General features: G+C 26.4%; 27 protein-coding genes and 2 pseudogenes. 18 read left to right on the top strand and 11 right to left on the bottom strand.

Annotated elements, in window-relative coordinates:
- Nucleotides 1-101 precede the first annotated feature (101 nt).
- Nucleotides 102-404, top strand: coding sequence for an OsmC family protein (locus DJ007_RS11735; RefSeq protein ID WP_129409755.1), 303 nt, complete (start codon nt 102-104; stop codon nt 402-404).
- A gap of 21 nt (nt 405-425) precedes the next feature.
- On the opposite strand, the gene DJ007_RS11730 is transcribed toward DJ007_RS11735, so the two are convergent.
- Both DJ007_RS11730 and DJ007_RS11725 read right to left on the bottom strand, forming a co-directional pair.
- A complete protein-coding gene (locus DJ007_RS11730) occupies nt 426-743 on the bottom strand; it encodes an ArsR/SmtB family transcription factor (protein ID WP_129409754.1) in 318 nt (105 codons plus the stop codon).
- A 164-nt stretch (nt 744-907) separates the two neighbouring features.
- The gene (locus DJ007_RS11725) at nt 908-1,162 is read right to left on the bottom strand and encodes an SPW repeat domain-containing protein (RefSeq protein WP_206076353.1); all 255 of its coding nucleotides are present in this window, start codon (nt 1,160-1,162) and stop codon (nt 908-910) included.
- 298 nt (nt 1,163-1,460) lie between these two features.
- Between DJ007_RS11725 and DJ007_RS11720 the strand changes: the two genes are divergently transcribed.
- From DJ007_RS11720 to DJ007_RS11710, 3 genes are read left to right on the top strand one after another with little or no spacing between them, the layout of a single operon-like run.
- Nucleotides 1,461-1,811 (top strand): ArsR/SmtB family transcription factor, encoded by a 351-nt coding sequence (locus DJ007_RS11720; RefSeq protein WP_129409753.1) that lies wholly within the window; start codon nt 1,461-1,463, stop codon nt 1,809-1,811.
- Nucleotides 1,812-1,815: 4 nt separating this feature from the next.
- Nucleotides 1,816-2,859: an ACR3 family arsenite efflux transporter gene (gene arsB, locus DJ007_RS11715; RefSeq protein WP_129409752.1), complete on the top strand. Its 1,044-nt coding sequence runs from the start codon at nt 1,816-1,818 to the stop codon at nt 2,857-2,859.
- 1 nt (nt 2,860) lies between these two features.
- Nucleotides 2,861-3,631 (top strand): metallophosphoesterase family protein, encoded by a 771-nt coding sequence (locus tag DJ007_RS11710; RefSeq protein ID WP_129409751.1) that lies wholly within the window; start codon nt 2,861-2,863, stop codon nt 3,629-3,631.
- Nucleotides 3,632-3,648: 17 nt separating this feature from the next.
- Here the strand turns inward: DJ007_RS11710 and DJ007_RS11705 are convergent, their stop codons facing one another.
- From DJ007_RS11705 to DJ007_RS11695, 3 genes are all read right to left on the bottom strand, one after another.
- The gene (locus tag DJ007_RS11705; RefSeq protein ID WP_206076352.1) at nt 3,649-4,467 is read right to left on the bottom strand and encodes an oxidoreductase; all 819 of its coding nucleotides are present in this window, start codon (nt 4,465-4,467) and stop codon (nt 3,649-3,651) included.
- A gap of 101 nt (nt 4,468-4,568) precedes the next feature.
- Nucleotides 4,569-5,843, bottom strand: coding sequence for an ArsB/NhaD family transporter (locus tag DJ007_RS11700; RefSeq protein WP_129409749.1), 1,275 nt, complete (start codon nt 5,841-5,843; stop codon nt 4,569-4,571).
- The gene (locus tag DJ007_RS11695) at nt 5,840-6,103 is read right to left on the bottom strand and encodes an ArsR/SmtB family transcription factor (protein WP_276318777.1); all 264 of its coding nucleotides are present in this window, start codon (nt 6,101-6,103) and stop codon (nt 5,840-5,842) included. Before DJ007_RS11695 ends, DJ007_RS11700 begins: the two co-directional genes overlap by 4 nt.
- A gap of 224 nt (nt 6,104-6,327) precedes the next feature.
- Between DJ007_RS11695 and DJ007_RS11690 the strand changes: the two genes are divergently transcribed.
- The 13 genes and pseudogenes from DJ007_RS11690 to DJ007_RS11655 all read left to right on the top strand — a co-directional run bounded on the left by DJ007_RS11690 (nt 6,328) and on the right by DJ007_RS11655 (nt 18,418).
- Nucleotides 6,328-7,575, top strand: a complete 1,248-nt coding sequence (locus tag DJ007_RS11690; protein ID WP_129409747.1) for an amidohydrolase family protein — start codon at nt 6,328-6,330, stop codon at nt 7,573-7,575.
- Between the two features lies 1 nt (nt 7,576).
- Nucleotides 7,577-7,753 (top strand): hypothetical protein, encoded by a 177-nt coding sequence (locus DJ007_RS14875; RefSeq protein WP_165974153.1) that lies wholly within the window; start codon nt 7,577-7,579, stop codon nt 7,751-7,753.
- A gap of 41 nt (nt 7,754-7,794) precedes the next feature.
- Entirely contained in the window at nt 7,795-9,012 is a 1,218-nt protein-coding gene (locus DJ007_RS11685; protein WP_129409746.1) for a sensor domain-containing diguanylate cyclase, read from the top strand.
- Nucleotides 9,013-9,090: 78 nt separating this feature from the next.
- Nucleotides 9,091-9,258, top strand: a complete 168-nt coding sequence (locus DJ007_RS14870; protein WP_165974152.1) for a hypothetical protein — start codon at nt 9,091-9,093, stop codon at nt 9,256-9,258.
- Nucleotides 9,249-9,398, top strand: a complete 150-nt coding sequence (locus tag DJ007_RS14865) for a hypothetical protein (protein WP_165974151.1) — start codon at nt 9,249-9,251, stop codon at nt 9,396-9,398. Before DJ007_RS14870 ends, DJ007_RS14865 begins: the two co-directional genes overlap by 10 nt.
- A gap of 25 nt (nt 9,399-9,423) precedes the next feature.
- Nucleotides 9,424-11,138 (top strand): annotated as a pseudogene (locus DJ007_RS11680) (phospho-sugar mutase).
- A 74-nt stretch (nt 11,139-11,212) separates the two neighbouring features.
- The gene (locus tag DJ007_RS11675; protein ID WP_240739570.1) at nt 11,213-12,736 is read left to right on the top strand and encodes an AAA family ATPase; all 1,524 of its coding nucleotides are present in this window, start codon (nt 11,213-11,215) and stop codon (nt 12,734-12,736) included.
- On the top strand, nt 12,703-12,873 hold the full coding sequence (locus DJ007_RS20480) for a PD-(D/E)XK nuclease domain-containing protein (protein WP_368359839.1): 171 nt from the start codon (nt 12,703-12,705) through the stop codon (nt 12,871-12,873). The genes DJ007_RS11675 and DJ007_RS20480 overlap by 34 nt, the downstream gene beginning before the upstream one ends.
- A gap of 236 nt (nt 12,874-13,109) precedes the next feature.
- Entirely contained in the window at nt 13,110-13,331 is a 222-nt protein-coding gene (locus DJ007_RS11670) for a KTSC domain-containing protein (protein WP_129409745.1), read from the top strand.
- Nucleotides 13,332-13,359: 28 nt separating this feature from the next.
- Nucleotides 13,360-15,522 (top strand): hypothetical protein, encoded by a 2,163-nt coding sequence (locus DJ007_RS11665; RefSeq protein ID WP_129409744.1) that lies wholly within the window; start codon nt 13,360-13,362, stop codon nt 15,520-15,522.
- Nucleotides 15,523-15,761: 239 nt separating this feature from the next.
- Nucleotides 15,762-15,935: a hypothetical protein gene (locus DJ007_RS14860; RefSeq protein WP_165974150.1), complete on the top strand. Its 174-nt coding sequence runs from the start codon at nt 15,762-15,764 to the stop codon at nt 15,933-15,935.
- A 245-nt stretch (nt 15,936-16,180) separates the two neighbouring features.
- Complete coding sequence (locus DJ007_RS11660) at nt 16,181-17,056, top strand: Abi family protein (RefSeq protein ID WP_129409743.1); 876 nt, start codon at nt 16,181-16,183, stop codon at nt 17,054-17,056.
- 631 nt (nt 17,057-17,687) lie between these two features.
- A pseudogene (locus DJ007_RS11655) lies at nt 17,688-18,418 on the top strand (SDR family oxidoreductase).
- Between the two features lie 46 nt (nt 18,419-18,464).
- Here DJ007_RS11655 and DJ007_RS19390 read toward each other — a convergent pair.
- From DJ007_RS19390 to DJ007_RS18155, 6 genes are all read right to left on the bottom strand, one after another.
- The gene (locus DJ007_RS19390; RefSeq protein ID WP_206076351.1) at nt 18,465-18,788 is read right to left on the bottom strand and encodes an ATP-binding cassette domain-containing protein; all 324 of its coding nucleotides are present in this window, start codon (nt 18,786-18,788) and stop codon (nt 18,465-18,467) included.
- The gene (locus tag DJ007_RS19385) at nt 18,782-19,114 is read right to left on the bottom strand and encodes an ATP-binding cassette domain-containing protein (protein WP_206076350.1); all 333 of its coding nucleotides are present in this window, start codon (nt 19,112-19,114) and stop codon (nt 18,782-18,784) included. Before DJ007_RS19385 ends, DJ007_RS19390 begins: the two co-directional genes overlap by 7 nt.
- Nucleotides 19,114-20,700: an ABC transporter permease gene (locus DJ007_RS11645; RefSeq protein WP_129409742.1), complete on the bottom strand. Its 1,587-nt coding sequence runs from the start codon at nt 20,698-20,700 to the stop codon at nt 19,114-19,116. The genes DJ007_RS19385 and DJ007_RS11645 overlap by 1 nt, the downstream gene beginning before the upstream one ends.
- Nucleotide 20,701: 1 nt before the next feature.
- Nucleotides 20,702-21,721 carry a Fe(3+) ABC transporter substrate-binding protein gene (locus DJ007_RS11640; protein WP_129409741.1) on the bottom strand — a complete coding sequence of 340 codons (1,020 nt, stop codon included), beginning with the start codon at nt 21,719-21,721 and terminating at the stop codon, nt 20,702-20,704.
- Between the two features lie 292 nt (nt 21,722-22,013).
- Nucleotides 22,014-22,823, bottom strand: coding sequence for a M3 family metallopeptidase (locus DJ007_RS18160; RefSeq protein WP_240739565.1), 810 nt, complete (start codon nt 22,821-22,823; stop codon nt 22,014-22,016).
- A 47-nt stretch (nt 22,824-22,870) separates the two neighbouring features.
- The gene (locus DJ007_RS18155) at nt 22,871-23,761 is read right to left on the bottom strand and encodes a hypothetical protein (protein WP_240739564.1); all 891 of its coding nucleotides are present in this window, start codon (nt 23,759-23,761) and stop codon (nt 22,871-22,873) included.
- A gap of 106 nt (nt 23,762-23,867) precedes the next feature.
- Here DJ007_RS18155 and DJ007_RS11630 point away from each other — a divergent pair, with 106 nt between their 5' ends.
- Nucleotides 23,868-24,599 carry a metallophosphoesterase family protein gene (locus DJ007_RS11630; RefSeq protein ID WP_129409740.1) on the top strand — a complete coding sequence of 244 codons (732 nt, stop codon included), beginning with the start codon at nt 23,868-23,870 and terminating at the stop codon, nt 24,597-24,599.
- The last annotated feature ends 21 nt before the right edge of the window (nt 24,600-24,620 follow it).

The raw sequence follows: 24,620 nt of genomic DNA, 5'->3' as shown, positions 1-24,620 counted from the left end.
TTTTTGCAAGAGTTTAAATTAAAAACAAAATTTTTACCAGAAGAATCGGTTGCTTTGCATCTCGCAAGGATTTAGAAACAAAGATATCTGTAAACCCTGAAATGAAACATAAAAATGCGCATACTCCTGTAGAAATGGTAATTGCAGCATTAGGATCATGTGTGTTAATAAATTTACAAAGAATATTATTAGAGAAAAATATTGAATACTCTGATATTAGTATGGAATTAAAAGGTTATAGAAATCCTGAAATTCCAAAGTTAGTTAAAATCGAATACTATATCAAAGTTGATGGAAATTTGGAAGGATTAAATTTGGAAGAAATAAAAAATAAGGCTGAAAGAAAAAGTACAACTTATAACACTTTAAAAGATTCTGTAGAAATAGTAGGTAAAATAGAATAATAAAAAATAGTCCCCATATCATTATGATATGGGGACTATTTTTTTAAAGACGAGAAACCAGTGAATGTCCAAGAAACAAAAAATTTTTAATATAGTTATTAATAACATAGTAAAATTTTTTTGTCCTTTTCGTCTTGTTCCAACAAATTTAAACTGTTTTAATATTTTTAATTGATGTGAACACGTGGATTGCTTAATATTTAAAGATTCACAAATAGATTTTACATTTTTCTCACCATCAAGTAAAGCAATCATGATTTTTAATCTGGTAGGATCAGAAAAAATATAAAAAACAGAAGCTATATCATAAATTTCAGGATTATTTATTGAAAGTTCCAAATTCTCACCTTCTTTTTTGAAATTAAACCCTGTACAGAATACAGGGTTAGTAAATAGAAGTCATTGATTGTTTCGGTTATCCTGTTCAAAGAACACTTCAGGAGAAGTTTTTCTATCAAAGAAAGCAAATATTGCTGCTAAAATACCAAATAATAGATCATTTGTCATTGCTCCAGCTTTTGAACCAGTAACTCCCGGATAAAAGCGGAAATAAGTAGCCATACACCAGAAATTAATATTATCCATGCAGCTGTTTTATTAGCATTTTTAAGCATTGGTAATCCCGCTGCTATAAATACAATACCTGAGATTAAAAAATTTGTTAAATTAGCACTTGATGAACCTACAACACCAGGAATGAATGCTGCAATAATTAGCCAAACTGCAAAAATTAAAACTGTCCAACCTTTCCATGTCATAATAAACACCTCCATAAAAAATTTTTTAAGAAACATCGATATATCATCATACTAACATATGAACAACTGCCGATATGACCATCTACAAATATTATATACCTAAAAAAATAAAAAGTCAACTCAAAAATAAAAAAGATGAAAAAAATTGTTGTTTAAAATCATCTTAAATAAATGATTTTAGAACACCACATAATTCTTAATTGTTTTTTAACTTTATCTTAATATTATATCGGTATAACTACAATGATTGTATAACCATATAACCATATAGTTATATAGTTATGTGGAAGGGGGTATTATGAATAAGTTTATCGAATTGCTTAAAGCTTTTTCGGATGAGACACGTTTAAGGATAATAAATATCTTGAATCAGGGAGAATATTGTAATTGTGATATAGAAGATGTGTTGGAAATATCTCAAGCTAATACTTCTAAGCATTTAAAGAAATTAGCATTATTGGATATTGTTAAAAGTAGAAAAGAATCATATTGGACATATTATTCTTTGAATGAGGAAATATTAAAAAATCATGAGTTTATTTTTGAATTATTAAAAGAGATAAAAGAAGTTGAACCTTTTAAAAGTGATTTAAAAAAGCTTAAAATTCATGAACAATTGCCAAAAAAATGTCATATAAAAAAGGGGTGAAAAAATGACCGAAAAAAAGATAAGTTTTTTTGAAAAATATTTAACTCTTTGGGTAGGTTTGTGTATAATTTTAGGTGTATTAATAGGGAATTTTTTTCCAGCTTTTCCTGAAACATTAAGTAAATGGGAATATGCAAATGTATCTATACCAGTTGCAATTCTAATATGGTTAATGATATTTCCAATGATGTTAAAAATTGATTTTTCCAGTATAAAAAATGTTGGAAGAAATCCTAAGGGTTTAATAATTACTCTTACAGTAAATTGGATAATTAAACCTTTTACGATGTATTTTTTTGCCTGGGTATTTTTTAAATATATTTTTGCAGCATTTATTACTCCAGGATTAGCAAGTGAATATATAGCAGGAGCAGTATTGTTAGGTGCTGCGCCATGTACAGCTATGGTGTTTGTATGGAGTTATTTAAGTGATGGCGATCCAGCATATACTTTGGTACAGGTCGCTGTTAATGATTTAATTATTTTATTCGCTTTTGCTCCAATAGTATCTTTCTTGTTAAAGGTTGGAAATGTTGATGTTCCCTTTGATACATTATTATTTTCAGTAATTATTTTTGTTTTAATTCCATTAATTGCAGCTGTTATAACAAGAAAATATTTGATTAATAAAAAGGGGTTAGAATGGTTTAATAATGTTTTTCTAAAAGAGTTCTCTGTTGTTTCTACTATCGGATTATTATTAACATTAATTATATTATTCTCTTTCCAGGGAGAAGTAATATTAAATAATTATTTCCATATATTATTAATTTCTGTACCTTTGATTATTCAAACATTTTTTATATTCTCAATAGGGTATCTATGGGCATATAAATGGAAATTACCGCATGAAATTGCTGCACCAGCTTCAATGATAGGAGCAAGTAATTTCTTCGAATTAGCAGTTGCAGTGGCTATATCATTATTTGGTTTGGAATCTGGAGCAGTTTTAGCAACTGTAGTAGGGGTATTAGTAGAAGTTCCTGTAATGTTAACACTGGTGAATATAGCTAATAAAACGAAAAATAAATTTATTTGGGAGGCATAATATGAAAATAGCATTTATTTCAGATATTCATAGCAATATAGAAGCATTAAATGCAGTATTAAAAGATATTGAAAAAAGAGGTATTGAAAAGATATATTGTTTAGGTGATTTGGTAGGATATGGCCCTAATCCAAATGAAGTAGTTGATACAATTAGAGAAAAGCAAATAGAAAGTGTAATGGGAAATTATGATGATGCTATAGGATATGAAAAAGAAAGTTGTGGTTGTGCATATAATCCTGGTAGAGAAACAGAGGTTGGAGATGAATCTATCAACTGGACAATAAAAAATACATCAAAAGAAAATAAAGAATTTTTAAAATCATTACCTATGAAAAAAGAAGTAGAAATTGAAGGAGTAAAAATATTATTAGTTCATGGCAGCCCATTAAATCACCTGTTAGAATATGTTAAACCCAATATTACTTCTGAAAGATTAAAGGAATTAACAGATAATTTAGACGCAGACATAATAGTAAATGGACACACACACTTAATGATGGCTAAACATATTAATGGAAAGACCGTATTAAATCCTGGTAGTGTTGGAAGAACAAAAGATGGAGAACCTTTAGCAACATATTTAATTTTGGATATAGATAATGAAGTATATGAATATGAATTTGTAAAGGTGAAATATGATGTAAAAACTACTGTAGAGAAGATAATTAAAGTGGGATTGCCTGTAGAGCTTGCAACAGTCTTAGCTTTAGGTGGAACATTTAATATGGGTAAGTCAAAAAATGAAGATAATATAGAATTCAAATTATAATAGCTCCCGTTTGGGAGCTATTTATACATAATATCAAGAAGTTTATCAAATATTTTATCGCCTAATAAATTTCTAATAAATACAGAAGATTTAGCCATGTATCCTTTCAAATATCTGGTTTTAGGATTTTTAGCTTTTATAGCTTTCAATATTGTTTTAGCAATAACATTAGGATGTGTTAAATTTTTTTTAGAGTACATTTTTTCCATGCTATCTGCAATTTTTTTAGCTTTTTTTGCATATGGACCGTTTAAAGACCTTTTTCTTAAGTTTTCAGCTGCAATTATTCCCCAAGGTGTTTTTATTCCTCCTGGCTCAATTATAATTACGTCAATACCGAAATCTTTTACTTCATATCTTAAACAGTCAGAAAAACCTTCTAATGCATGTTTGGTTGCATGATACCATCCACCAAAAGGGGTATACATTTTTCCTCCTATAGAAGATATATTAATTATTTTTCCTTTTTTGTTTTTTCTCATATTTGGTAAAACTAATTGAGTTATTCTTGCTAATCCAAATATATTTACTTCAAATTGTCTTTTAGCCTCTTCAATAGGAACATCTTCGATTGCACCATATGAACCATATCCTGCATTATTAATTAAAATGTCAATTTTTCCCTCTTTTTTTAATATTTCACCCACACATTTTTGAATAGAATATTCATCAGTAATATCCAAATATAATATGTTTATTCCGTATGTCTCTAAATCTTTCATTTTATCCATATTTCTAGCGGCGCCATATACAATATATCCATTTTCTTTTAATAAAATAGCCGTTTCTTTACCCATACCAGATGATGCTCCGGTTATTAATACAACTTCGTTCATAATTGCCTCCTTAAAGCATTCTATGAATTTTCAATTATAGATGCTTTTAATTTTTTGTAAGATTAATTATACCTATAAAACGGCTCGCTGAGCCGTTTTTATTAAACATATAGCAAGTACCCAATGTATAATGCACCTATAATGAGCGAGATTAGAACTGGGACTATCTTCCATCTCATATATTCGACAAATCCGAATTTTCTTCCAAGGTTTTTTTCAAGGTAATTTACTGCAACAATGTTTTGAACTGCGCCAAGAGGTGTTAAACTTGTAGCGAAGTTAGCACCAATAGCAAAAGTCCACCATAATACAGGATTTATCCCTTGTCCAACCAATATTTTAATAACAGGTGCTAATATCAGAGCTGAAGGAACATTGTTTAATATAGGTATTGTTATTATAGATATTAAATAAAATATACCTAATAATAATAACAAGTTTCCTTCGAGAGGTATAAACATATGTGCGATTTTTTCTGTAAATCCTACTTCTTCTAATGCATAAGAAGTCATATACAACCCTGCAAAGAAAAATAGCATATCCCAATCAATGTCTTTGGCGATATCTTCATATCCGTGAGCAAATTTAAATACAAGAATAGACCCACCTAATAGTGCAACTACAGCTAATTCCACATGAAGTGATGAATGCAATATGAAAAGAATTATAACTATTATAAAATCTATTAATGAATATATCATCATTTTTTTATCAGTAATAGCTTTATTTTCATTCATTTCTTTCAGTTTTTCTATATTCTTCAAAGCTTTTTCATCTATGGTTAAATGCTTTTTGAAATATATCAATACACCTATAAAAGCAAAAATAGCAACAGGTCCCATCTTGGTAATGAAATCATTAAAAGAATACCCGCTTATAGAACCAATAACAAGGTTTAAAGGACTACCAATTAAAGTTGCAGCTCCACCGATGTTATCCATTAAAATAGTTAAAGAAATTAAAGGTATAGGACTAATTTCAAGCATATCTGAGATTAAAAAAATCATAGGTGCCATCACCAGAATAGTTACAACATTATCTAAAAATGCAGAGGTTAGAGCGACGATGACCATTAACATTGTTACAGTTAAAAAAAAGCGTTTTCCGCCAAGTTTTATTATCTTTATTGAAAAATATTCAAAAAATCCAGACTTACTTAAAAAAGCAACAATCATCATCATTCCAGTTAATAATCCGAGAGTGTCAACATCAACAACATGACTAAAATTTTCTGTATCTAATCCTTCTACTAATCTTAAAGCAGAAATCAACAATGCTAAGCTAAAAACTACTACAGGTTTGCTTTTCTTTCCAAAAATGATATACAAATAAGCGGCTGCAACGATTATTAATACTAAAATTGCATTGATTGTCATCTTATCACCTCGAGATTTTTAGTTTCAGAAATTAGTTTATTGAGAAATTTTTTTACTTCTTCAGAAGAGATTTTATATCTAATCTTTTGTGCATCCCTTTCACAAACAACAAAACCATTTTCTTTTAATAATTTTAGATGTTGTGAAGCTAATGGTTGAGAAATGTTCAAGCTTTTTGAAATATGATTTACACAATAAGGTCTTTCTGACAGTAAAGATAAAATTTTAATGCGAATAGGAGATCCTAATAAAGCAAAAATATTAGCTAATTTTTCAATATCTTTTTCAGAGATATTATCACCCCTTTTATATAAAAATATTTTTATATAAAGAACAGTTTATATAATATTCCTCTAATATAATAATTTTCTTTCAAGAAAATTTAAATAGTGAGAAAAAAGTATTACAAAATATGATATAATAAAAGTGTGAAAGATTATTATTTTATTAATAATAAATTAATAAAAATTAAAGAGGTGAGAAGATGTATTATTTAACCAGGAAAGGTGAATTTATATATAAAAATACAAAACATAACATAAATAAGTATATCACACCATTGATAACAGATACACATATGCATATTTTGGGCTTTGGTGAAAAATTATTAAATCCTGATCTGGAAAATTTAGAAAAAGAAGATATAAAAAGAATAATAAAGAATAAATTGAAGGATAATGCAGAAAAAATTGTTTTAAGAGGATGGAGTGAATTAGATATAGATCTGGATAAATTTTCTAAAAATATACCTATAATATTAATAAGGAGATGTGGCCATATAGCTATTGTAAATTCTGTCATTTTAGAAAAACTCGCAAAAGAGGTAGATAGTGAATATATAGATTTTAAGAAAAAGATAATTAAAGAAAAAGCACTGGAAAAATTTCATGAAATATATGGTTTTTATTCTGATGTAAAAGGTGCATATTTAAAAGCAAAAGAATATTTATTAAATAAAGGATATGGTTTTATTCATTCTGATGATTTACACGGTATAAACAAAAATGATTTACCTTTTGATGATTATTTAAAAGTTTTTGAAAAGGTTGCTATAAATAATTATAATGAATTGATCGATTATTATAATAAAGGATATTTTAATATTTTTAAAGCAGTAAAAGTATATATTGATGGGTCTTTTGGAGGAAAAACAGCATATTTAAGAGAAAAATATAATGATGGTGATAATAATGGTTATTTGGTTTGGAAAAAAGAAGAATTAAAAAAGGTATTAGAATTTTGTGAAAATAATGCTCTTCATTTATGCATGCATGCTATTGGAGATAAAGCTGTTGATATAATATTGGAAATATTTAATGAGTTAAAACCGTCTAAATATCACAGAATTATTCATGCTTCTCTTTTACACGATGAGCAATTAGAGATTATAAAAAAACATAAATTAATTCTTGATATGCAACCACAATTTGTTGAATCCGATAAGGAAATGTTAAAAGAGCGTTTGGATGAAAGAACAAAATTAGCCTATAGATTTAAAGATATATATAATAATAAAATTCCAATGTTTTTCTCTTCAGATGCTCCAGTTGAAACACCTGATTGGTTTAGAGATGCAAAGATATTAAGTAATTTTGGAATACCTTTGAAATATATTATATATAACATGACATTTTTCCCGGAGTTTATAGATGGATTTAGTAGAGAAAAAAAGTATCTTCTTTTTAAAGAAAATCCATTTGAGAAATTGACGATTCCTGATGTAGGAGGATAAAATGATATATATTTCTATTGTGTTTATTATTTTAACATCATTTTTTGTATACCTCTTTTTAAAAACAAAAAATAAGTTAAAAAAAGAAATCAGGAATTTTTATTCTATTCTTGATAAACTACCATTTTTTATTGCTATTCATAATATGGAAGATATCTATTATTTAAGTCCAGGGTAGAAAAGGTTATAGGTAAAAAGATTAATAAAGTAAAAGAATATTTGGATCTTTTTAATAAAGAAGAAAGGATACAGATATTGCAAGTTCTTTCAAATGAAAAAAAGGGACTTCTTCAGAGTACTATTAGAAAAATAAAAGGAAGAACATATTATATAACAGCATCAAAAATAACCTTTTTTAATAATGATTTTGTTCTCGAGGTTTTTGAAGATATAACAGAACTTTCAAATAAAAATAGGGAATTGGAAGAAATGCAACGTAGTGTAGAAGTGTTGGATAATATTAGAAACTTAACATATACAAAAAGCTTTAATTTAAGTGGTACAATGGAAAGTATATTTAATTATTTAAGAAAAATAAATTTAATAGATGTTTTTGCATATAATGTTTTATCTTCAGATAATGAAAGTGCAAAAGTGACAATTTATTATGAAAATAAAAAAATGGAAAAGAAACTTTTTAGAACAGAAAAAACATTATCGTGGTATTTTTTTGATAAGAATTTGGATAAATTATATGTTCCAGAAGCTTTTTCTTTTTCAAAAGATGGATATAAAAGTAGTATTGAATCATATGAATTGGATGAAAATTTTAATGAATTAACCCTTTATATTTTTCCTTATTATTTTGAAAATAAAATTCATGGATTATTTGCTTTTGGAAAAAAAGGTAGAGATGCATATTCTGAAAAAGATAAAAAGATATTGACTTCGATTGCATCACATATTGATTTTGTTATAAAATATCAATATGTTCTCGAAAAATATAATGAGGAGAAAAATCATTTTAAAGAACTTGCCACAAAAGATGCATTAACTCAATTATATTCCAGATATTATTTTAATGAATGGATAATAAAACATGCTGAATATCTTAAAAGGAAAAATAAAATGTCCATATTAGTAATGATAGATATAGATAAATTTAAACAAATTAATGATACATATGGACACCTTGTAGGGGATGAAGTGTTGAGATTTGTTTCGGATTGTTTTTTGGAAAATATAAGAAGCATGGATATAGGTGTTAGATTTGGAGGAGATGAATTTCTTCTTGTATTTCCAGAGGCTTCTATAGAGAACATAGAAAAAAAGATGGAAACGATAAGTAAAAAATTAAGAGATAATAATTTCGATTTTGAAATAACAATATCTTATGGTATTTCGGAATTTAATGGTAGAAATTACATAGAAGCATTAAAAATAGCAGATGAAAAAATGTATAAAATGAAAAATCTTAAGAATAATAAAAATAATTAAAGATATTGTAATTAAAAATGCATCGGATTTTAGATGCATTTTTTATTTGTTATGATATAATATAAAGGAGGTGAAAAAATGCTAAATGTCAAATTTATGAGTAATTTAAGGACCATTATAGACAAAAAATCTATAAAAATTAAACTTGATGAAGAAAAAAATATAGAAGAATTATTAGATATTATAGGTAATGAAATAAATTCTAAATTTGAAATAATAAAAAAGAGAAAGACCATATGGTTTTAAAATTGTTTATTGAAATCATGGGTCAAAAAAGTTTTATTACAATGAGGGTGAAATTTTTACATAATAACGAATTCATTAATATTGATAAAAAAATAAAAGATGGTGAATTACAAATATTGCCATTACTTGGTGGTGGATGATAAATTAAGTGAAGGAGTGATAGAAGTGGATTACATGAAAGTATACGAGGAATGGTTAAACAGCCCATATGTAGATGAAGATACAAAAAAAGAACTATTATCTATTAAAGATAACGAAAAAGAAATTATGGAAAGATTTTATAAAGAATTGGAATTTGGTACAGCTGGATTAAGAGGAGTTCTTGGAGCTGGAACAAATAGAATGAACATTTATACAGTTGGAAAAGCTACACAGGGACTGGCAGATTTCATTGTTTCAAAAGGCGAAGAATATATGAAACGTGGTGTGGTTATAGCATATGACGTTAGACATAACTCTGATGTATTTGCCAAAACTGCAGCATTAATATTAGCTGCAAATGGTATTAAAGCGTATTTATTTGATCATATTGCACCAACACCATTGTTATCTTTCTCTGTAAGAAGATTAAATACTGCAGCAGGTATAGTTATTACAGCAAGTCATAATCCAAAAAATTACAATGGTTATAAGGTTTATTGGGAACAGGGTCTCAAATATTAGATGACGTAGCAATTCCAGTAATGGAAAACATTAAAAAATTAACAGATTTTTCAATGATAAAGAAAATATCAGAAGATGAAGCATTGGAAAAAGGCTTATTAGAATATGTTGGTAAAGAAATAGAAGATGAATATATAGAAAAAGTAAAAGGATTAGCAATTAGAGAAGACATTGATAAAGAAGTTAAAATAGTATATACTCCATTAAATGGAACAGGAAATAAACCTGTGAGAAGAGTATTAGCTGAAAGAGGATTTAAAAACATATTTGTAGTTCCAGAACAGGAAAATCCAGATCCTGATTTTACAACAGTAGGATATCCTAATCCTGAAGATATAAAAGCATTTGAATATGCTAAAAAATTGGCATCAGAAAAAGATGCAGATATTATTATAGCAACAGATCCAGATTGTGATAGAACTGCAGTTATGGTAAAACATAATGGAGAATATGTTCCTCTAAATGGTAATCAAACAGGAGCAATATTAATAAAATATATTATTGAAGGAAGAAAAGAAAAAGGAACACTTTCAGATAAAGGAATGATTATAAAATCCATAGTTACAGGAGATTTGGGAAAAGAATTAGCAGAAAAATATGGTGTGGTTACATTTGAAACATTAACAGGATTTAAAAACATTTGTGGATTAGAAAATGAATTAGAAGGTAAATATGATTTTGAATTTGGTTATGAAGAAAGTATAGGTTATGTAACAGGAACTTTTGTAAGAGATAAAGACGGAGTTATTTCTTCAATGTTTGTTTCAGAAGCAGCAGGATATTATAAAAAATTAGGTAAAACATTGGTTGATGTTTTAAATGATATGTACAAAGAAATTGGATATTATTTTGAAAATAATTTCTCTATAATTATTGAAGGTTTAGAAGGTATGGCAAAAATGAAAAAAATCATGGAAGTATATAGAAGAGAATTCCCAAGAGAAATTGGGGATATGAGACTTGTAAGATATATAGATTACCTTGAAAAGAAAGATTATGATTTAGTAAATGGAGAAACTAAAGAAACAGATGTTCCAAAATCAAATGTATTAAGATTTTTCTTTGATGATGGTTCATGGTATGCTGTAAGACCATCTGGAACAGAACCGAAATTAAAAATTTACATATATTCAAAAGATAAAGAAGAAGATAAATCAAAAGAAAAATTAACCTTGATGAAAGAAAAGATAATGGAAATAATTAATTCAGTTGAATAATCCAAAACCCTCTGATTTTCAGAGGGGTTTTTATTATTGAATTGTGATATAATTCGGTTGTGGGGGTGAAACTGATGAAATTGAAAAAATTACCAATAGGAAGAAGTGATTTTAAAAGTATAATAGAAGATAATATGTATTACATAGATAAAAGCTTATTAATAAAAGAAATAATAGAAAGCGGAGATGTAATATTAATAACCCGTCCAAGAAGATTTGGAAAAACATTGAATATGAGCATGATGAAATACTTTTTCAGAAATGACCAGGATAACAAACATTTATTTGAAAACCTGAAGATATGGAAAGAAAAAGAGATAATAGAAAAGTATTTAAATAAATATCCTGTAATATATTTAACTTTTAAAGATGCAAAAGCAGATAATATAAAACTATTAAAGGATATAATAATAGAAGAAATAGCGAAAGTATATATATTAAATGAAAAAATAATGGAAAAATTATATGGACCAGAAAAAGAAGTATATAACAAAATAATGTACAAAAAAGCAGATGAATCAGAATATATAAACAGTCTAAAAAACATATCGGAATACTTATACCGCTACTATGGAAAAAAAGTAATACTACTAATAGACGAATATGATACACCAATACAACAATCATATTTAAATGGATATTATAAAGAATTCATAAATTTCATGGGAAACATGTTAGGAAATGCATTAAAAGATAATGAGTATTTAGAAAAAGGAGTATTAACAGGAATAACAAGGGTGGCAAAAGAAAGCATATTTACAGGAGTAAATAATCTTGATGTCTCAACGGTATTAGGAGAATTATTCAATGACAAATTCGGATTAACCTGGGAAGAAGTGGAAGAAACATTAAAATATTATGGATTGGAATATGAAAAAGAAAAGGTAATAGAATGGTATAACGGATATAACTTTGGAGGATTAGAAATATATAATCCATATTCAATAATAAACCTGGCAAGAAACAAAGGGAAAATAGCGTATTACTGGATAAACAGCAGTGGAAATGAATTAATAAAAAGGTTGATAAAACAGAGCACAGCAGAAGTCAAAACAAAAATAGAAGAATTAATAGAAGGAAAAACAATAGAAAGCAGTATAGACGAAAACTTAGTATATGGAGACTTAGACAAAAGCACAGAAGAAAGCATATGGACATTATTTCTATTCACAGGATACTTAACCTGGGTAGAACACACAGGAGAAGAAGGAGAGCCAAGATACAGTTTAAGAATAACAAACAAAGAAACATTACAATTCTTCAAAAAAACAGTAGTGGATATAATAAAAGAAAGTAAAATACATTATGAAAGTATCATAATGGAATTAATACATGAAAACTATGAAGAATTCAAAATAGCATTCAAAAAAATAGTGGAAAGAACAATAAGTTATTTTGACGTAAGTGGAGAAGAACCGGAAAGGTTTTATCATGGATTAATATTAGGAATGGTAGTGGGATTAAGCAAAAAATACATAGTAAAAAGCAATAGAGAAGCCGGATATGGAAGAGCAGATGTAATATTAATACCCAAAGAAAAAAAGGAACCAGGAATAATATTTGAATTCAAAAAGCATTACATAAAAGAAGGGATTTAAAAAATAGTGCAGAGTTAGGAATAAAACAGATAGAAGAAAAAGGGTATGAAAAAGAAATAAAGAGTTATGGAATAGAAAAAGTAATAAAAGTAGCAATTGCATTTGATAGAAAGAATGTAGAGATAATTGTGAAATAACAAAGCCGGGCGCAGTGCCCGGTTTTGTTATTGGATTAAATAGGGAGTTTTATAATGATTTGGTTGATTTTAATTGTGAAAAAGTTAAATTTTTAATATATCAAGTGATTAATAAATATAAAGTAAAATTTCTATTAATTTTTTTAATATCGTAAAAAATTATGGGTAATAGTGATAAAATTTTGATGTGAGTGTTATATATAAATGTCTATCAAAGATTTTTTAGGGGGATAGTTATGAGTATTCCGGAAATGATTCCAGTTCAATCGTCTAATATAGATAGTGTAGGATATGATGATGAAAATCGAACTGTCTATGTGAGGTTTAAAAATGGAGTACTTTATATTTATAAAAGAGTTCCTGAATCAGAATTTAATGCGCTATTACACGCATCGTCTGTAGGGGCTTATTTGCATCGTAATTTTAAAGATGTATATCCTTATGAAAGAATTGAATAATTTAGAAATAAGAAAAAGGAGAATAAAAATGAATAAATTAAAAATAAAGTTTCGTAATTGTTATGGAATAAAAAATCTTGAACACGAGTTTGAATTTATTAAAAGAGTTTTTGCTATTTATGCTCCAAATGGAGTTATGAAAACATCGTTTGCTAAAACTTTTAAAGATTTTTCTGAGGATAAAGAAACGAAAGACCTTGTCTTTACTGAAAGAAGAACTATAAGAGAAATCATTCCAATTGAACCTGATAATATCTTTGTTATAGAATCTTATGTTAGAGATTTTAATTTTGATAAAGTCTCAACGTTAGTTGTAAATAAAAATCTAAGAAAAGAATATGAAAATATTCATAAAGATATTAATAAAGTAAAAGCAAATTTAATAAAAGAATTGAAGATATTGTCAGGAATAAATAGTAGAAATTTTGACGTAGAAAAAATTGTAAAAAGGATATTTGGCCTTGATTTTTTTGATTTTATTCTTGAAAACGAAAAAATTTTTTTAGAAACTGAAGATTTACCTTATTATAATGTTGAGTATCAAAAGATTTTTAATGATAAGGTAAGAAAATTTTTAGAAACTGAGGACTTTAAATTAGCTATTAAAGAATATATAGAAAAGTATTATGAACTTATAGATAAATCTCCATATTTAAAGAAAGATTTTAATTTTTATCATGCAGAAAATGTTCAAAAACAACTTACATCAAATAATTTTTTTAAAGCAGGCCATTCAGTAAATTTATTTAATGGAAATAAAAAGATTGAATACAAAAATAGTGAAGAATTAAAAAAGCTTTTGGAAGAAGAAAAAAATAAAATTTTTGAAAATAATGAACTTCAGATAAAGTTTGATAAAATAGATAAAAAATTATCTAATAATGCTGACTTAAGAAATTTTCGTAACTATTTACTTGATAATAAAGAAATATTACCAGAATTAGTTAATTTAGAGGAATTTGAAAAGAAAATATGGTTATCATATTTTATAAATAAAAAAGAATTAACTTTGAATTTGATAAATCACTACAAACACGGACAGGGTAGAATAAAAAAAATTATTAATAAAGCAAAAGAAGAACAAACAGACTGGGAAGAAGTTATTAAAATGTTTAATATCCGTTTTTCACATCTACCATTTTATTTAAAAATAAAAAATAAAGCAGATGTTATTCTTAAAGATGATGTTCCTGTTATAGAATTTATTTTTAAAGATGGTGAGTTTGAAAAAACTTTTGAAGAAAAAGATGAATTATTAAAGGTTTTAAGTACAGGAGAACAAAGAGCTTTATATATTTTAAATATAATCTTTAATGTAGAAATACGAAAAAAACATTATTCTGAAACACTTTTTATTATCGACGATATTGCAGATTCATTTGATTATAAAAATAAATATGCGATAATTGAATACTTGAAATATATGTCAGAAATAAATAATTTTTATATGATAATTTTGACGCATAACTTTGACTTTTATAGAACAATTGAAAGTAGAGGTGTTGTTGGTTATAAGAATTGTCTCATGGCAATAAAGAATAATGAAGAGATAAAGTTAGAAAAAGCCAAATATATAAAGAATCCTTTTGCTAATGATTGGAAGAAAAATTTAGATAATAATAAGAAGTTAATAGCTTCAATTCCATTTATAAGAAATATTGTTGAATATACTCAAGGTGAAGAAAATGATGATTATTTGCTTCTTACATCAGCATTGCACCATAAAAATAAGACAGAAGAAATAACTTTAAAGGATATTAAAAATGTTATTGAAAAATATATTCGAAATGCAAAATTTCAAGATATTGAGTTAGAAAATAAAATAATAGATATAATATTTGAAACTGCAGATTTATGTTTAAATGAACCTGAAGGAATTAATCTTGAAAATAAAATAATTCTATCTATTGCCATTAGACTAAAAGCTGAAATTTTTATGAAATCAAAAATTTCAAATAAAGAATTTTTGAATAATTTAGATAATAAAAAAAAGCAAACTTGGGAATTAATAAAAGAGTTTGAAAAGGAATATTCAGGAGATGAAGAAGTAATTTCTATATTAAAGAGAGTCAATTTAATGACTCCTGAAAATATCCATGTTAATTCTTTTATGTATGAACCTATATTAGATATGGGAGATTATGAATTAAGAGGACTATATAAAGAAGTGAAGAATTTAGATGTTGGGTAGTTTTATAGAATAAATATATCTAACTTCTAAAAGTAAGCAAAAAAATTAAAATATATGATGAAAGGAGAACAGTAAGAAAGTAATTATATTTTTAAATTTTCCGGGTATTCTAAAGAGTTTATGGAGTTTGAACAAATAAATTAATATTAAGGTATAATCATTGTGATGAATATAGTTGAAAATAAAATATATTTGTTATAATAATAAAAAATGATTAAAAAAGAAACAAGGTGAGTATAATGGAAACGTCATCTTTTAATAAGGATTTTATTTTTAAAAGTAAAAGAGAAGTAGAAAGTTTTATTAAAATAACGCAAACACCTTCTAAACCTATAAAAATAGATAGAAAATTAGTATCGCCAGAGAAAGAGAAAGAGGGTGTTGAAGAATTAAGAAAAACATTATTTTGTTAAAAAGACTAATTAAGATAAGTAATGAGTGAAAAGCTCAAAAAATTATCTCAAATTTTTTGGTAAAAAAGATGAATTAGTTTAATAATAATTAAAAATCGCCATAATGTTTTATTTTTTTAACATTATTGTCTTTTTGTATAAACATAAAAAAGATATAATAAAATGTAATTAAATTATATGATGATCGGTGCCTTGGTGTTCCTAGAGAGCCAGGGCCATTTTTATATTAAGGAGAGATATATGAGATGTCTGATAAAGTTTTTAAAACATACAATCAACAAATGAGAATACTACGTTCAAGAAATTTACATGTTTCATCTAAAGCAAAACAGATTCTTAAAATGGAAAACTATTATAATATTATTAATGGTTACAAGGATTTATTTTTGCAAAGCAATAATACTGCTGAAAAATACAAAGATAATGCAACTTTTGATGAAATATATGCGTTGTATAAATTTGATAGAGAACTACGATTTATTTTTTTAAAAAGGTTATTAGTAATAGAAAATAATGTTAAATCTATTCTTGCTTATAAAATTTCAGAAAAATATGGACATACAGATTATTTAAAATTAAATAATTTTAAAAAATATAAAGATGAAAAAGGTTTACAACAAATAATGAAGGTAATTTCAATTTTACAAAAAAATATTTCAGAACAGAGTGGGAAACATAATGCTATAACTCATTATATTACTAAATATGGATATGTGCCTTTTTGGGTTCTAGTAAATGTCTTAACGTTTGGAAATATAAGTAAGCTTTATGGTATTTTAAAGCAACAAGATCAACAATCTATATCTAAAGAGTTTGGAATAAATAATAAAACTTTTAGTAGTTATCTTAAATTAATGTCAATTTTTAGAAATATATGTGCTCATGAAGAAATATTTTATAATAAAAAATTGAAAACTGAAATAAGAGGTGGTGAAATTCACCAAAAATTAAACATTCCAAAAAATAATAATGGAAAATATATTTATGGTAGAAATGATGTCTTTGCTTTATTAATTTGTTTAAAAGAATTCCTTCCGAACAAAAAAGAGGAGAATTTTCTAAAACTACAAGAGAAATTGAAAAAGCTCTCAAAAATCTTTCGAAAGAAATACATAGCATAAGTGGAAACGATGTATTAAAATCAATGGGATTTCCAAAAAATTGGAAATTATTGGTAAACATATAAAGAACTATAGATGAACTTATAATATTTAAAAATTATTGAAATAAAGAAAAAACATAAAACCATAAATAACTTTATATAAAGTATTCTAAAATTTAAAACTGTGTGTTGAGCTCGATATATTACTATAAAAATTTTATTTGTATGAAAAAATTAAGTTTTCTTTTTCAATTTTGGGAATTATAAAATTTTAAAATGAGAAGGATAAAAAACATTAAAGTATTATAAGGATTTATTGAAGTTAAAAGTTGAAAAAGATTTTTGGAAAGATGTGAGAATAGCGGTATAATAAAAATGATACTATGAATAAAATATATGATCACCGTGGATCCTTCTAAATTTGGTTTTAGAATGTGGTCTACGGTATATATTTTAATATAAATCAAAACCGGGCCTGATGCCCGGTTTTGTTATTGAAATGTGATATAATTCAGTTGTGGAGGTTAAAAAATGAGAAGATTTTGATTATATAGTAGAATAAAAAGATGGAATAAAAATTCATATATGTCTTATAAGGACAAACTTTGAAAGTCCATCAAAAGTATAAAAACAAATCAGGGGGAGAAAGAATGGATTTAGGATTAAAGGATAAAAAGGTTTTAGTTACAGGCGGAAGTTCAGGAATAGGGCTTGCAGTAGCCCAAATATTTGATAAAGAAGGAGCTAAGCCTGTAGTTGTATCACGTAATGAAGAAAAATTAAAAAGTACTGGGTATCCATATATTATATGTGATCTTTCAAAAAAGGATGATATTGATTATATGAACAAAAAATTCGAGGAAAAATATGGTGTGCCTGATGTTATATTTTTAAATGCAGGAGGTCCTAAACCTGGTTATTTTGAAGAAACATCTGAGGAAGATTGGACCTATGGTTTTGAACAAAATCTTATGAGCACTATTCGTATATTAAAATATTTTTTGCCTAAAATGAAGAATAAAGAATGGGCAAGAGTAGTATTTTTAACTTCTCTTTCTGTAAAAACTCCTATTGAGAATTTATATATATCAAACTCTATAAGATTGGGAATAACTGGATTATTGAAAACATTATCTTTAGAATACGGAAAATATAATATAACCTTTAATGCAGTCGGTCCTGGTTGGACAAAAACAAATAGAGTAAAGGAATTGGTTGATGAAGAGAAAGAAAAGCAAATTTCGGAAAATATTCCATTAAAAGAATGGCAAGACCTGAGGAAATAGCAAATGCAGTTGTTTTTTTAGCATCTGAAAAAGCATCTTATATTAACGGACAAACTATTCTTGTAGATGGTGGATTATCAAAGTTTCCATTATAATAGAATTAGAGGCCATAATTTTTTATGGCCTCTAATTTTTTAATTTTTAAATATATATTTTTTGTGGATCACCGATGAATTTTACAACACCATTTTCAAGGGTAATAATTTTATTTGCCAATGAAAGAGCATCATATTTATCATGGGTTACTAAAATAGTAGTTATATTAGCTTTTTTTAATATTTCTTTTAAATCATTTCTTATTTTATCCTTTAAATTTTCATCTAAATTACTAAATGGCTCATCTAATAATAGTAATTTCGGCTCTGTAGCTAAAGTTCTTGCTAAAGCAACTCTTTGTTGTTGACCGCCACTTAATTCATGTGGATATCTATTTTCATATCCTATTAAACCAACTAATTCTAACATTTTTTAGTTTTTCCTTTTCTGGCATATTCAATATTTTCTCTTACTGTCATGTGTGGAAATAAAGCATAATCCTGAAATACAAATCCAATATTTCTTTTTTCGGGTAAAATAAATTTTTTTCTAGAAGATAATATTTTATCTTCTAAACGTATTATACCTTTTTGTGGTTTTTCAAAGCCGGCAATAATTCTTAATATAGTACTTTTTCCGCTTCCGCTTTCTCCTAAAATTGCTACTGTTTCCCCTTTTGATATTTGAAAGTCTACTCCTTTTAATACAAATTCTTTATCATATTTAAACCATATATCTTCGACGTATAAAAACATTATTTATCATCTCCTGATAATTTTCTTAAAATCATAATGAATATAAATATAATTACAATAATAGACAAAGAGGCTACTGAAGCTTCATGTACCATTTCATCATTTGCATATTCAAATACTTTTGTTGCTAAAGTATCAAAATTAAAAGGTCTTAAAATAAGAGTTAATGGTAATTCCTTTATTATTTCAATAAAAACAAATATAAATGAACTAATAATAGCAGGTTTAATCATTGGTATATCTACTTTAATAAAAGTATTAAAAAAAGATTTACCGAGACTTCTTGAAGCTTCGTGATAGTTTTTTCCGTTTTTTTCAAAATTAGCGTCTATAGGGCTATATGCGATGTTTAAAAATCTAACAATATACGCATAAATGAGCATGATTATTGAAGAAGATAATACTAATTTTGTTTTAAAATCAAACATTGAATAAAGAGGTCTTAAACTCCTATCTATAGTTATAAAAAATACCATAACTCCAACTGCAATAACTGCTCCAGGTATTGAATATCCCATAGTTGCTAATTTAGATAAAATTCTGGAATTATTTCTATTAAATCTAATTGTATCAGACATTATTAGAGCAATAATTATTATTAATATTGAAGTTATAAACGAAATAAATATTGAATTGAAAGTTAGTTCGATAAATTTTATGTTTGTATTTTTGTATGAAAAAATACTCCATTGAATAAGTTGAAGTAAAGGCAATAAGAATGATAACAAAAATATTATAATATAAAATCCCATAACTAAAAATAATGGTAAACCTTTCAAATTCCTTCTTTTTAAAGGTTTTTTGTTTTTGGTGAAATATGATTTATTTTTTCTAAGGAATTTTTCTATAGATAAAACTATAAATACAAAAATCAATAAAACAGCAGATAATCGTATTGCGGTGTTTACATCACCAAATGAAAACCAGGCCTTAAATATACCAGTACTAAATGTGGGAATACCAAAATATTTCACCACGCCATAATCGTTTAAAACTTCCATTAATACAAGACTAGTCCCGCCAACAATAGCGGGTCTAGCCAAAGGAAGAATTACCTTAAAAAATGTTGTTGAAGTGTTTTTTCCGAGTGACTGAGATGCTTCAATAATTCCAGTGATTTGTTTCGAAAAAAATGATTTTACTGTTAAATACACATATGGAAATAAGAATATTGAAAATACAAAAACAGCACCTGGAATTGACATAATATCTAATAAATAAGATTTGCCACTAAAACCAGTATATTTCATTAATAATGTTTGAATAGTACCTGTATAGCTTAAAATTCCAGCATAAACATATGCACCTATAAATGGAGGTATTGTTAAGGGTAAAATTAAAGCCCATTCAAAAAATTTTCTGTATGGAAATTCATAGTAACTAATAAACCATGCGCTCAAGATGCCTAATAAGGATGAGAGTATAGCTGTTCCAAATATTAATTTCAATGAATTTAATACATAGTCTTTTAATAGATAGTTATATATGTGAGTCCAGTTTTCATTTGAAGGTAATATTAAATTGTATAATACTATAAATATAGGTATGGATATTATTAAAACTAAAAGAAACGTAGTTTTTTTCATATTATTTCCATCCTGCTTTATCCATAATTTCTACAGCTTTTGAATTATATTCCCCTAATAATGTTAAATCAATTTCCTGTGGTTTAAAATCACCAAAAGATTTTAAAAACTCTGATGGTTCTACTTCAGGGTTAGCAGGATATTCATAATTAGCTTCAGCATATAATCTTTGTGCTTCTTTACTTGTTAGAAATTCTAATAATTTAATAGCATTTTCTTTGTTTTTAGCATATTTTGAAATTCCTGCACCACTTACGTTTATATGTGTCTTTTCTGGAAAGTATAGTTTGACTTTTTTAGCAGCATTTACTTGCTGTTCATCTGATGAATTTAACATTTTTCCCATGTAATAAGTATTTATAACTGCAATATCTCCTTCACCAGCAGCAACTGCTATCACCTGTGCTCTATCATTACCTTGTGGTTCTCTTGCTATATTAGCAACAATTCCTTTTGCCCAATTTAATGCCCAATCTTCACCATATAAAGCTATAAATGAAGCTACTAATGATTGATTATATATATTTGAAGATGATCTTATTAATATTTTTCCTTTCCATTCAGGATTAATTAAATCACCATAGGTTTTTATTTTTGAAATATCCACTCTTTCAGGAGCATAAGCTAATACTCTTGCACGAACTGTTAATGCGTACCAATAATTATCTCTGTCTCTTAAATTATCTGGAATATTTTTTGTTAGTGTTTCAGAAACTATAGGTTGTAATAATCCCAACATTTTTGCCCTATGTAATCTACCAACGTCTGCTGTAATAAATAAGTCTGCGTTTGTATCTTCTCCTTCATTTTTCATTCTTTCGATTAATTCATCTTCTCCAGCTTTAATAACATTAACTTTAATACCTGTTAATTTTGTAAATTCATCATATAGCTGTTGATCTGTGTCATAATGTCTACTGGTATATACATTTACTTCTCCACCTTGACCATAACCGAATATTCCCGCAAAAATACTTAAAGATGCTACTAATACTGTAATAATAATGGCGAACTTTTTCATTCCGCAACAACCTCCTTTGTATTTTAAATTATATTTTTCACTAATACAATTTAATTATAACAATTTTTATCCATTTTAGAGCTAAGAAAAAATTACATGTTTGATATAATTTCCTGTGCATAGATAATTTTTTTGTAGATTATTCATTTAAAAATAACATAAATGAAAACAAACACCCCTGCCAGATAGGGGTGTTTGCGTCGGAATAATTAAATAATAAGCTTTATAATCTTTTTTAAGTTTTTGTAACTTTGAAAAGAAAACTTAAAGAATAATTACAATTTTATAAGCATTATAATTTACTAATTAATTCTCTTTCAATATATTTGAATCCTTTTTCCCAGAATTCTTTTTTGGTAATATCAATTCCAACTTTATCCAATAATCTCTCTGGTGCATCATTTCCACCACTTGATAATAATTCTTTATATTTTGGTACAAAATCTTTTCCTTCTTCTAAATATTTTTCGTACAGAGCTATTACTAATAAATTAGCAAAGTTATATGCATAAACATAGAAAGGAACACCAATCATATGTGGAATAGAACTCCATTCATATTTATATTCTTCAGGTATTTTTACTGAATCACCAAACATTATTTTTAATTCTTTTTCATAAAGATCAGATAACTCATCGTATGTTGCCATTCCATTTTTATCAATCATTTCATGTGACTGTATTTCAAATCTTGCGAACATATTTTGTCTGAACATTGTAGCAAACATGTCTTCTATTTTAGAAGCAATAAATACCTTTTTCTCTTCTTCATCTAATTCTTTCAATAATTTATCCATTACAAGCATTTCTCCAAAGACTGAAGCTACTTCTGCCATGGTTAATGGTGTGTGATAATTTAATAGATTTTGTTTTGAAGAAAGAGTCCCATGAACACCATGTCCCAATTCATGAGCTAAAGTCATAACATCTCTCATATTTCCTGTATAATTCATTAATATAAAAGGTTTATAATTTGGTATATTATAAGAACAAAATGCTCCTCCTCTTTTACCAGGGATTATTTCTGAATGAATTCTATTTTCATCAAAGAATGATTTAACAATATCTCCAATTTCTTTATCAAATTCATAATATGAATCCAATACTATTTGTTTTGCTTTATCAAATGGTATTTCTTTTTTTATAGGATCTAATGGGCATATATATCAGCTAATGTTAATTCATAACCTAAATATTTTTCTTTCCATTTATAATATTTGTGAACCATTGGAGTTTGTTCTGTAGTTACATCTATTACCATATCAACAATTTTATCATCAACTTCATTTGCCATATTTCTCATTGATATTGGTTTAGGATAATTTCTTAACTTGCTTTCTGTATCGTAATATTTTGCAACAGAATTAAATGTACTTTCTAAAACTATTTTATCCTCTTTATATCTTTCAAAGAATAATTTCATAGCTTTTCTTCTTAATTCTTTATTAGTACTTTGTCTTAAAGCTCTTATTTGAGGTCCTGTCATTTTCTTCATTTCGCCATCTATTTCTATTTCAAAATTATATGAAGAAGTCAATTTTTCATATAACATATCAAAAGCATCTCTGCCGGCAGGTTGCAAAGCAGATAATACCTTTTCTGCGTCTTCGCTTAACACATGAGGTTTTTCTTTAATAAGCTTTTCCATAACATGTTTATATTCTTTTAAATCTTCAGAATTTTTCCATTCTTCTAATTTTTCAATAGGATGACTCAATAATAGCGGTTTCCAGAAAGATAACTCTATTTCGCCTTTGGTTAAATAGTCTTGACCCATTGCAACCAATTTCTGCGCTTGAACATTTTGAGTATTTTCTGCATAATATAAATGAGCATACTGAATGGCAAAATAAGGTTTTTCTATAGTTTTTTCTAACTCTTTGAAAAATTCTTTAATATCTAATGCAGATAAGTTTTCATCTAAAAATTTGTTATAGTACTTTTCTTTTAATTTTTTTGCATTTTCCAGTGCACTTTCAAAGTCTTTCTTTATTTGTTCATTTTCTGGTGAATCATAAAAGAAAGTTAAATCCCATTTCATTTTTTCCCCTCCATTATAGTTTGTTATAATAACATTATATTATAACATATAAAATGAAAAAATATTTTTATGTTATAATAATAAAAAAATAAAAGGAAGACGAGATATGATAGAAATTGTTGCAGTTTCTGATGAAGAAAGGAATTATATACCTAAAAAGATTAAAAAATGTGATATGTTATTAGGTTGTGGTGATTTATCACCAGGATATCTTGACTATTTATTAAATACGTTAATGCCTAAAATAAGTTATATGATTTATGGAAATCATGATAAGAAATATTTTAAAAATCTTTTTGAAGTTGAATTATCTGGATATTCAAAAATATATAAAGGGTTGTCTATTTTACATAGTCAATTAGTTAATGCAAAAAAAGATCTTGGAATAGAGTCGGATTTATATATAACAGGTTTTTCAGGAGCATTTTCTTATGGGAAAAAACCTTTTCATTTTTCTGAGAAAGATGTAAAACCATTTAAAAGAACATTGCAGATTAAAAAAACTTTTAATTTTATAAAAAATATTGATATTATAATTACTCATTCTATCCCAGGATTAGAAAATTTATTTGAAAAAGAAATTAGCTCGTATCATAAAGGTTCCAAAGTTATGGCGAACATATATAAAAAATTTTTTCCTAAAATATGGTTTTATGGTCACATTCATCCAAGATATACAGATCAGATTCTGAATTTTAGAGTACATCATAATGGAGAAATATCGTATTTGTTAAATGTTGTTCCATATAAATATGTTAAATATGATGAGAAAACAAAAGAAGCTATTGAAATAATAGGAGAAGAAGGAATAATTCAATTTAAGGATATTTATATTTAATAGTTTTTGGGGTGAGGATAA

Origin of the sequence: Marinitoga lauensis, from assembly GCF_004135675.1 — a bacterium.
Taxonomy (GTDB): Bacteria; Thermotogota; Thermotogae; order Petrotogales; family Petrotogaceae; genus Marinitoga; species Marinitoga lauensis.
The sequence above is the reverse complement of the archived record's forward strand: the minus strand, read 5'-3'. Positions and strand labels throughout refer to the sequence as shown.

Excerpts from the sequence above, each read along its gene's own strand:
- DJ007_RS11735 (WP_129409755.1), top strand. The coding sequence starts at position 102 with ATGAAACATAAAAATGCGCATACTCCTGTAGAAATGGTAATTGCAGCA.
- DJ007_RS11725 (WP_206076353.1), bottom strand. The coding sequence starts at position 1,162 with ATGACATGGAAAGGTTGGACAGTTTTAATTTTTGCAGTTTGGCTAATT.
- DJ007_RS11720 (WP_129409753.1), top strand. The coding sequence starts at position 1,461 with ATGAATAAGTTTATCGAATTGCTTAAAGCTTTTTCGGATGAGACACGT.
- arsB (WP_129409752.1), top strand. The coding sequence starts at position 1,816 with ATGACCGAAAAAAAGATAAGTTTTTTTGAAAAATATTTAACTCTTTGG.
- DJ007_RS11710 (WP_129409751.1), top strand. The coding sequence starts at position 2,861 with ATGAAAATAGCATTTATTTCAGATATTCATAGCAATATAGAAGCATTA.
- DJ007_RS11705 (WP_206076352.1), bottom strand. The coding sequence starts at position 4,467 with ATGAACGAAGTTGTATTAATAACCGGAGCATCATCTGGTATGGGTAAA.
- DJ007_RS11700 (WP_129409749.1), bottom strand. The coding sequence starts at position 5,843 with ATGACAATCAATGCAATTTTAGTATTAATAATCGTTGCAGCCGCTTAT.
- DJ007_RS11690 (WP_129409747.1), top strand. The coding sequence starts at position 6,328 with ATGTATTATTTAACCAGGAAAGGTGAATTTATATATAAAAATACAAAA.
- DJ007_RS14875 (WP_165974153.1), top strand. The coding sequence starts at position 7,577 with ATGATATATATTTCTATTGTGTTTATTATTTTAACATCATTTTTTGTA.
- DJ007_RS14870 (WP_165974152.1), top strand. The coding sequence starts at position 9,091 with ATGCTAAATGTCAAATTTATGAGTAATTTAAGGACCATTATAGACAAA.
- DJ007_RS14865 (WP_165974151.1), top strand. The coding sequence starts at position 9,249 with ATGGTTTTAAAATTGTTTATTGAAATCATGGGTCAAAAAAGTTTTATT.
- DJ007_RS11675 (WP_240739570.1), top strand. The coding sequence starts at position 11,213 with ATGAAATTGAAAAAATTACCAATAGGAAGAAGTGATTTTAAAAGTATA.
- DJ007_RS11670 (WP_129409745.1), top strand. The coding sequence starts at position 13,110 with ATGAGTATTCCGGAAATGATTCCAGTTCAATCGTCTAATATAGATAGT.
- DJ007_RS11665 (WP_129409744.1), top strand. The coding sequence starts at position 13,360 with ATGAATAAATTAAAAATAAAGTTTCGTAATTGTTATGGAATAAAAAAT.
- DJ007_RS14860 (WP_165974150.1), top strand. The coding sequence starts at position 15,762 with ATGGAAACGTCATCTTTTAATAAGGATTTTATTTTTAAAAGTAAAAGA.
- DJ007_RS11660 (WP_129409743.1), top strand. The coding sequence starts at position 16,181 with ATGTCTGATAAAGTTTTTAAAACATACAATCAACAAATGAGAATACTA.
- DJ007_RS19390 (WP_206076351.1), bottom strand. The coding sequence starts at position 18,788 with ATGTTAGAATTAGTTGGTTTAATAGGATATGAAAATAGATATCCACAT.
- DJ007_RS19385 (WP_206076350.1), bottom strand. The coding sequence starts at position 19,114 with ATGTTTTTATACGTCGAAGATATATGGTTTAAATATGATAAAGAATTT.
- DJ007_RS11645 (WP_129409742.1), bottom strand. The coding sequence starts at position 20,700 with ATGAAAAAAACTACGTTTCTTTTAGTTTTAATAATATCCATACCTATA.
- DJ007_RS11640 (WP_129409741.1), bottom strand. The coding sequence starts at position 21,721 with ATGAAAAAGTTCGCCATTATTATTACAGTATTAGTAGCATCTTTAAGT.
- DJ007_RS18155 (WP_240739564.1), bottom strand. The coding sequence starts at position 23,761 with ATGAAATGGGATTTAACTTTCTTTTATGATTCACCAGAAAATGAACAA.
- DJ007_RS11630 (WP_129409740.1), top strand. The coding sequence starts at position 23,868 with ATGATAGAAATTGTTGCAGTTTCTGATGAAGAAAGGAATTATATACCT.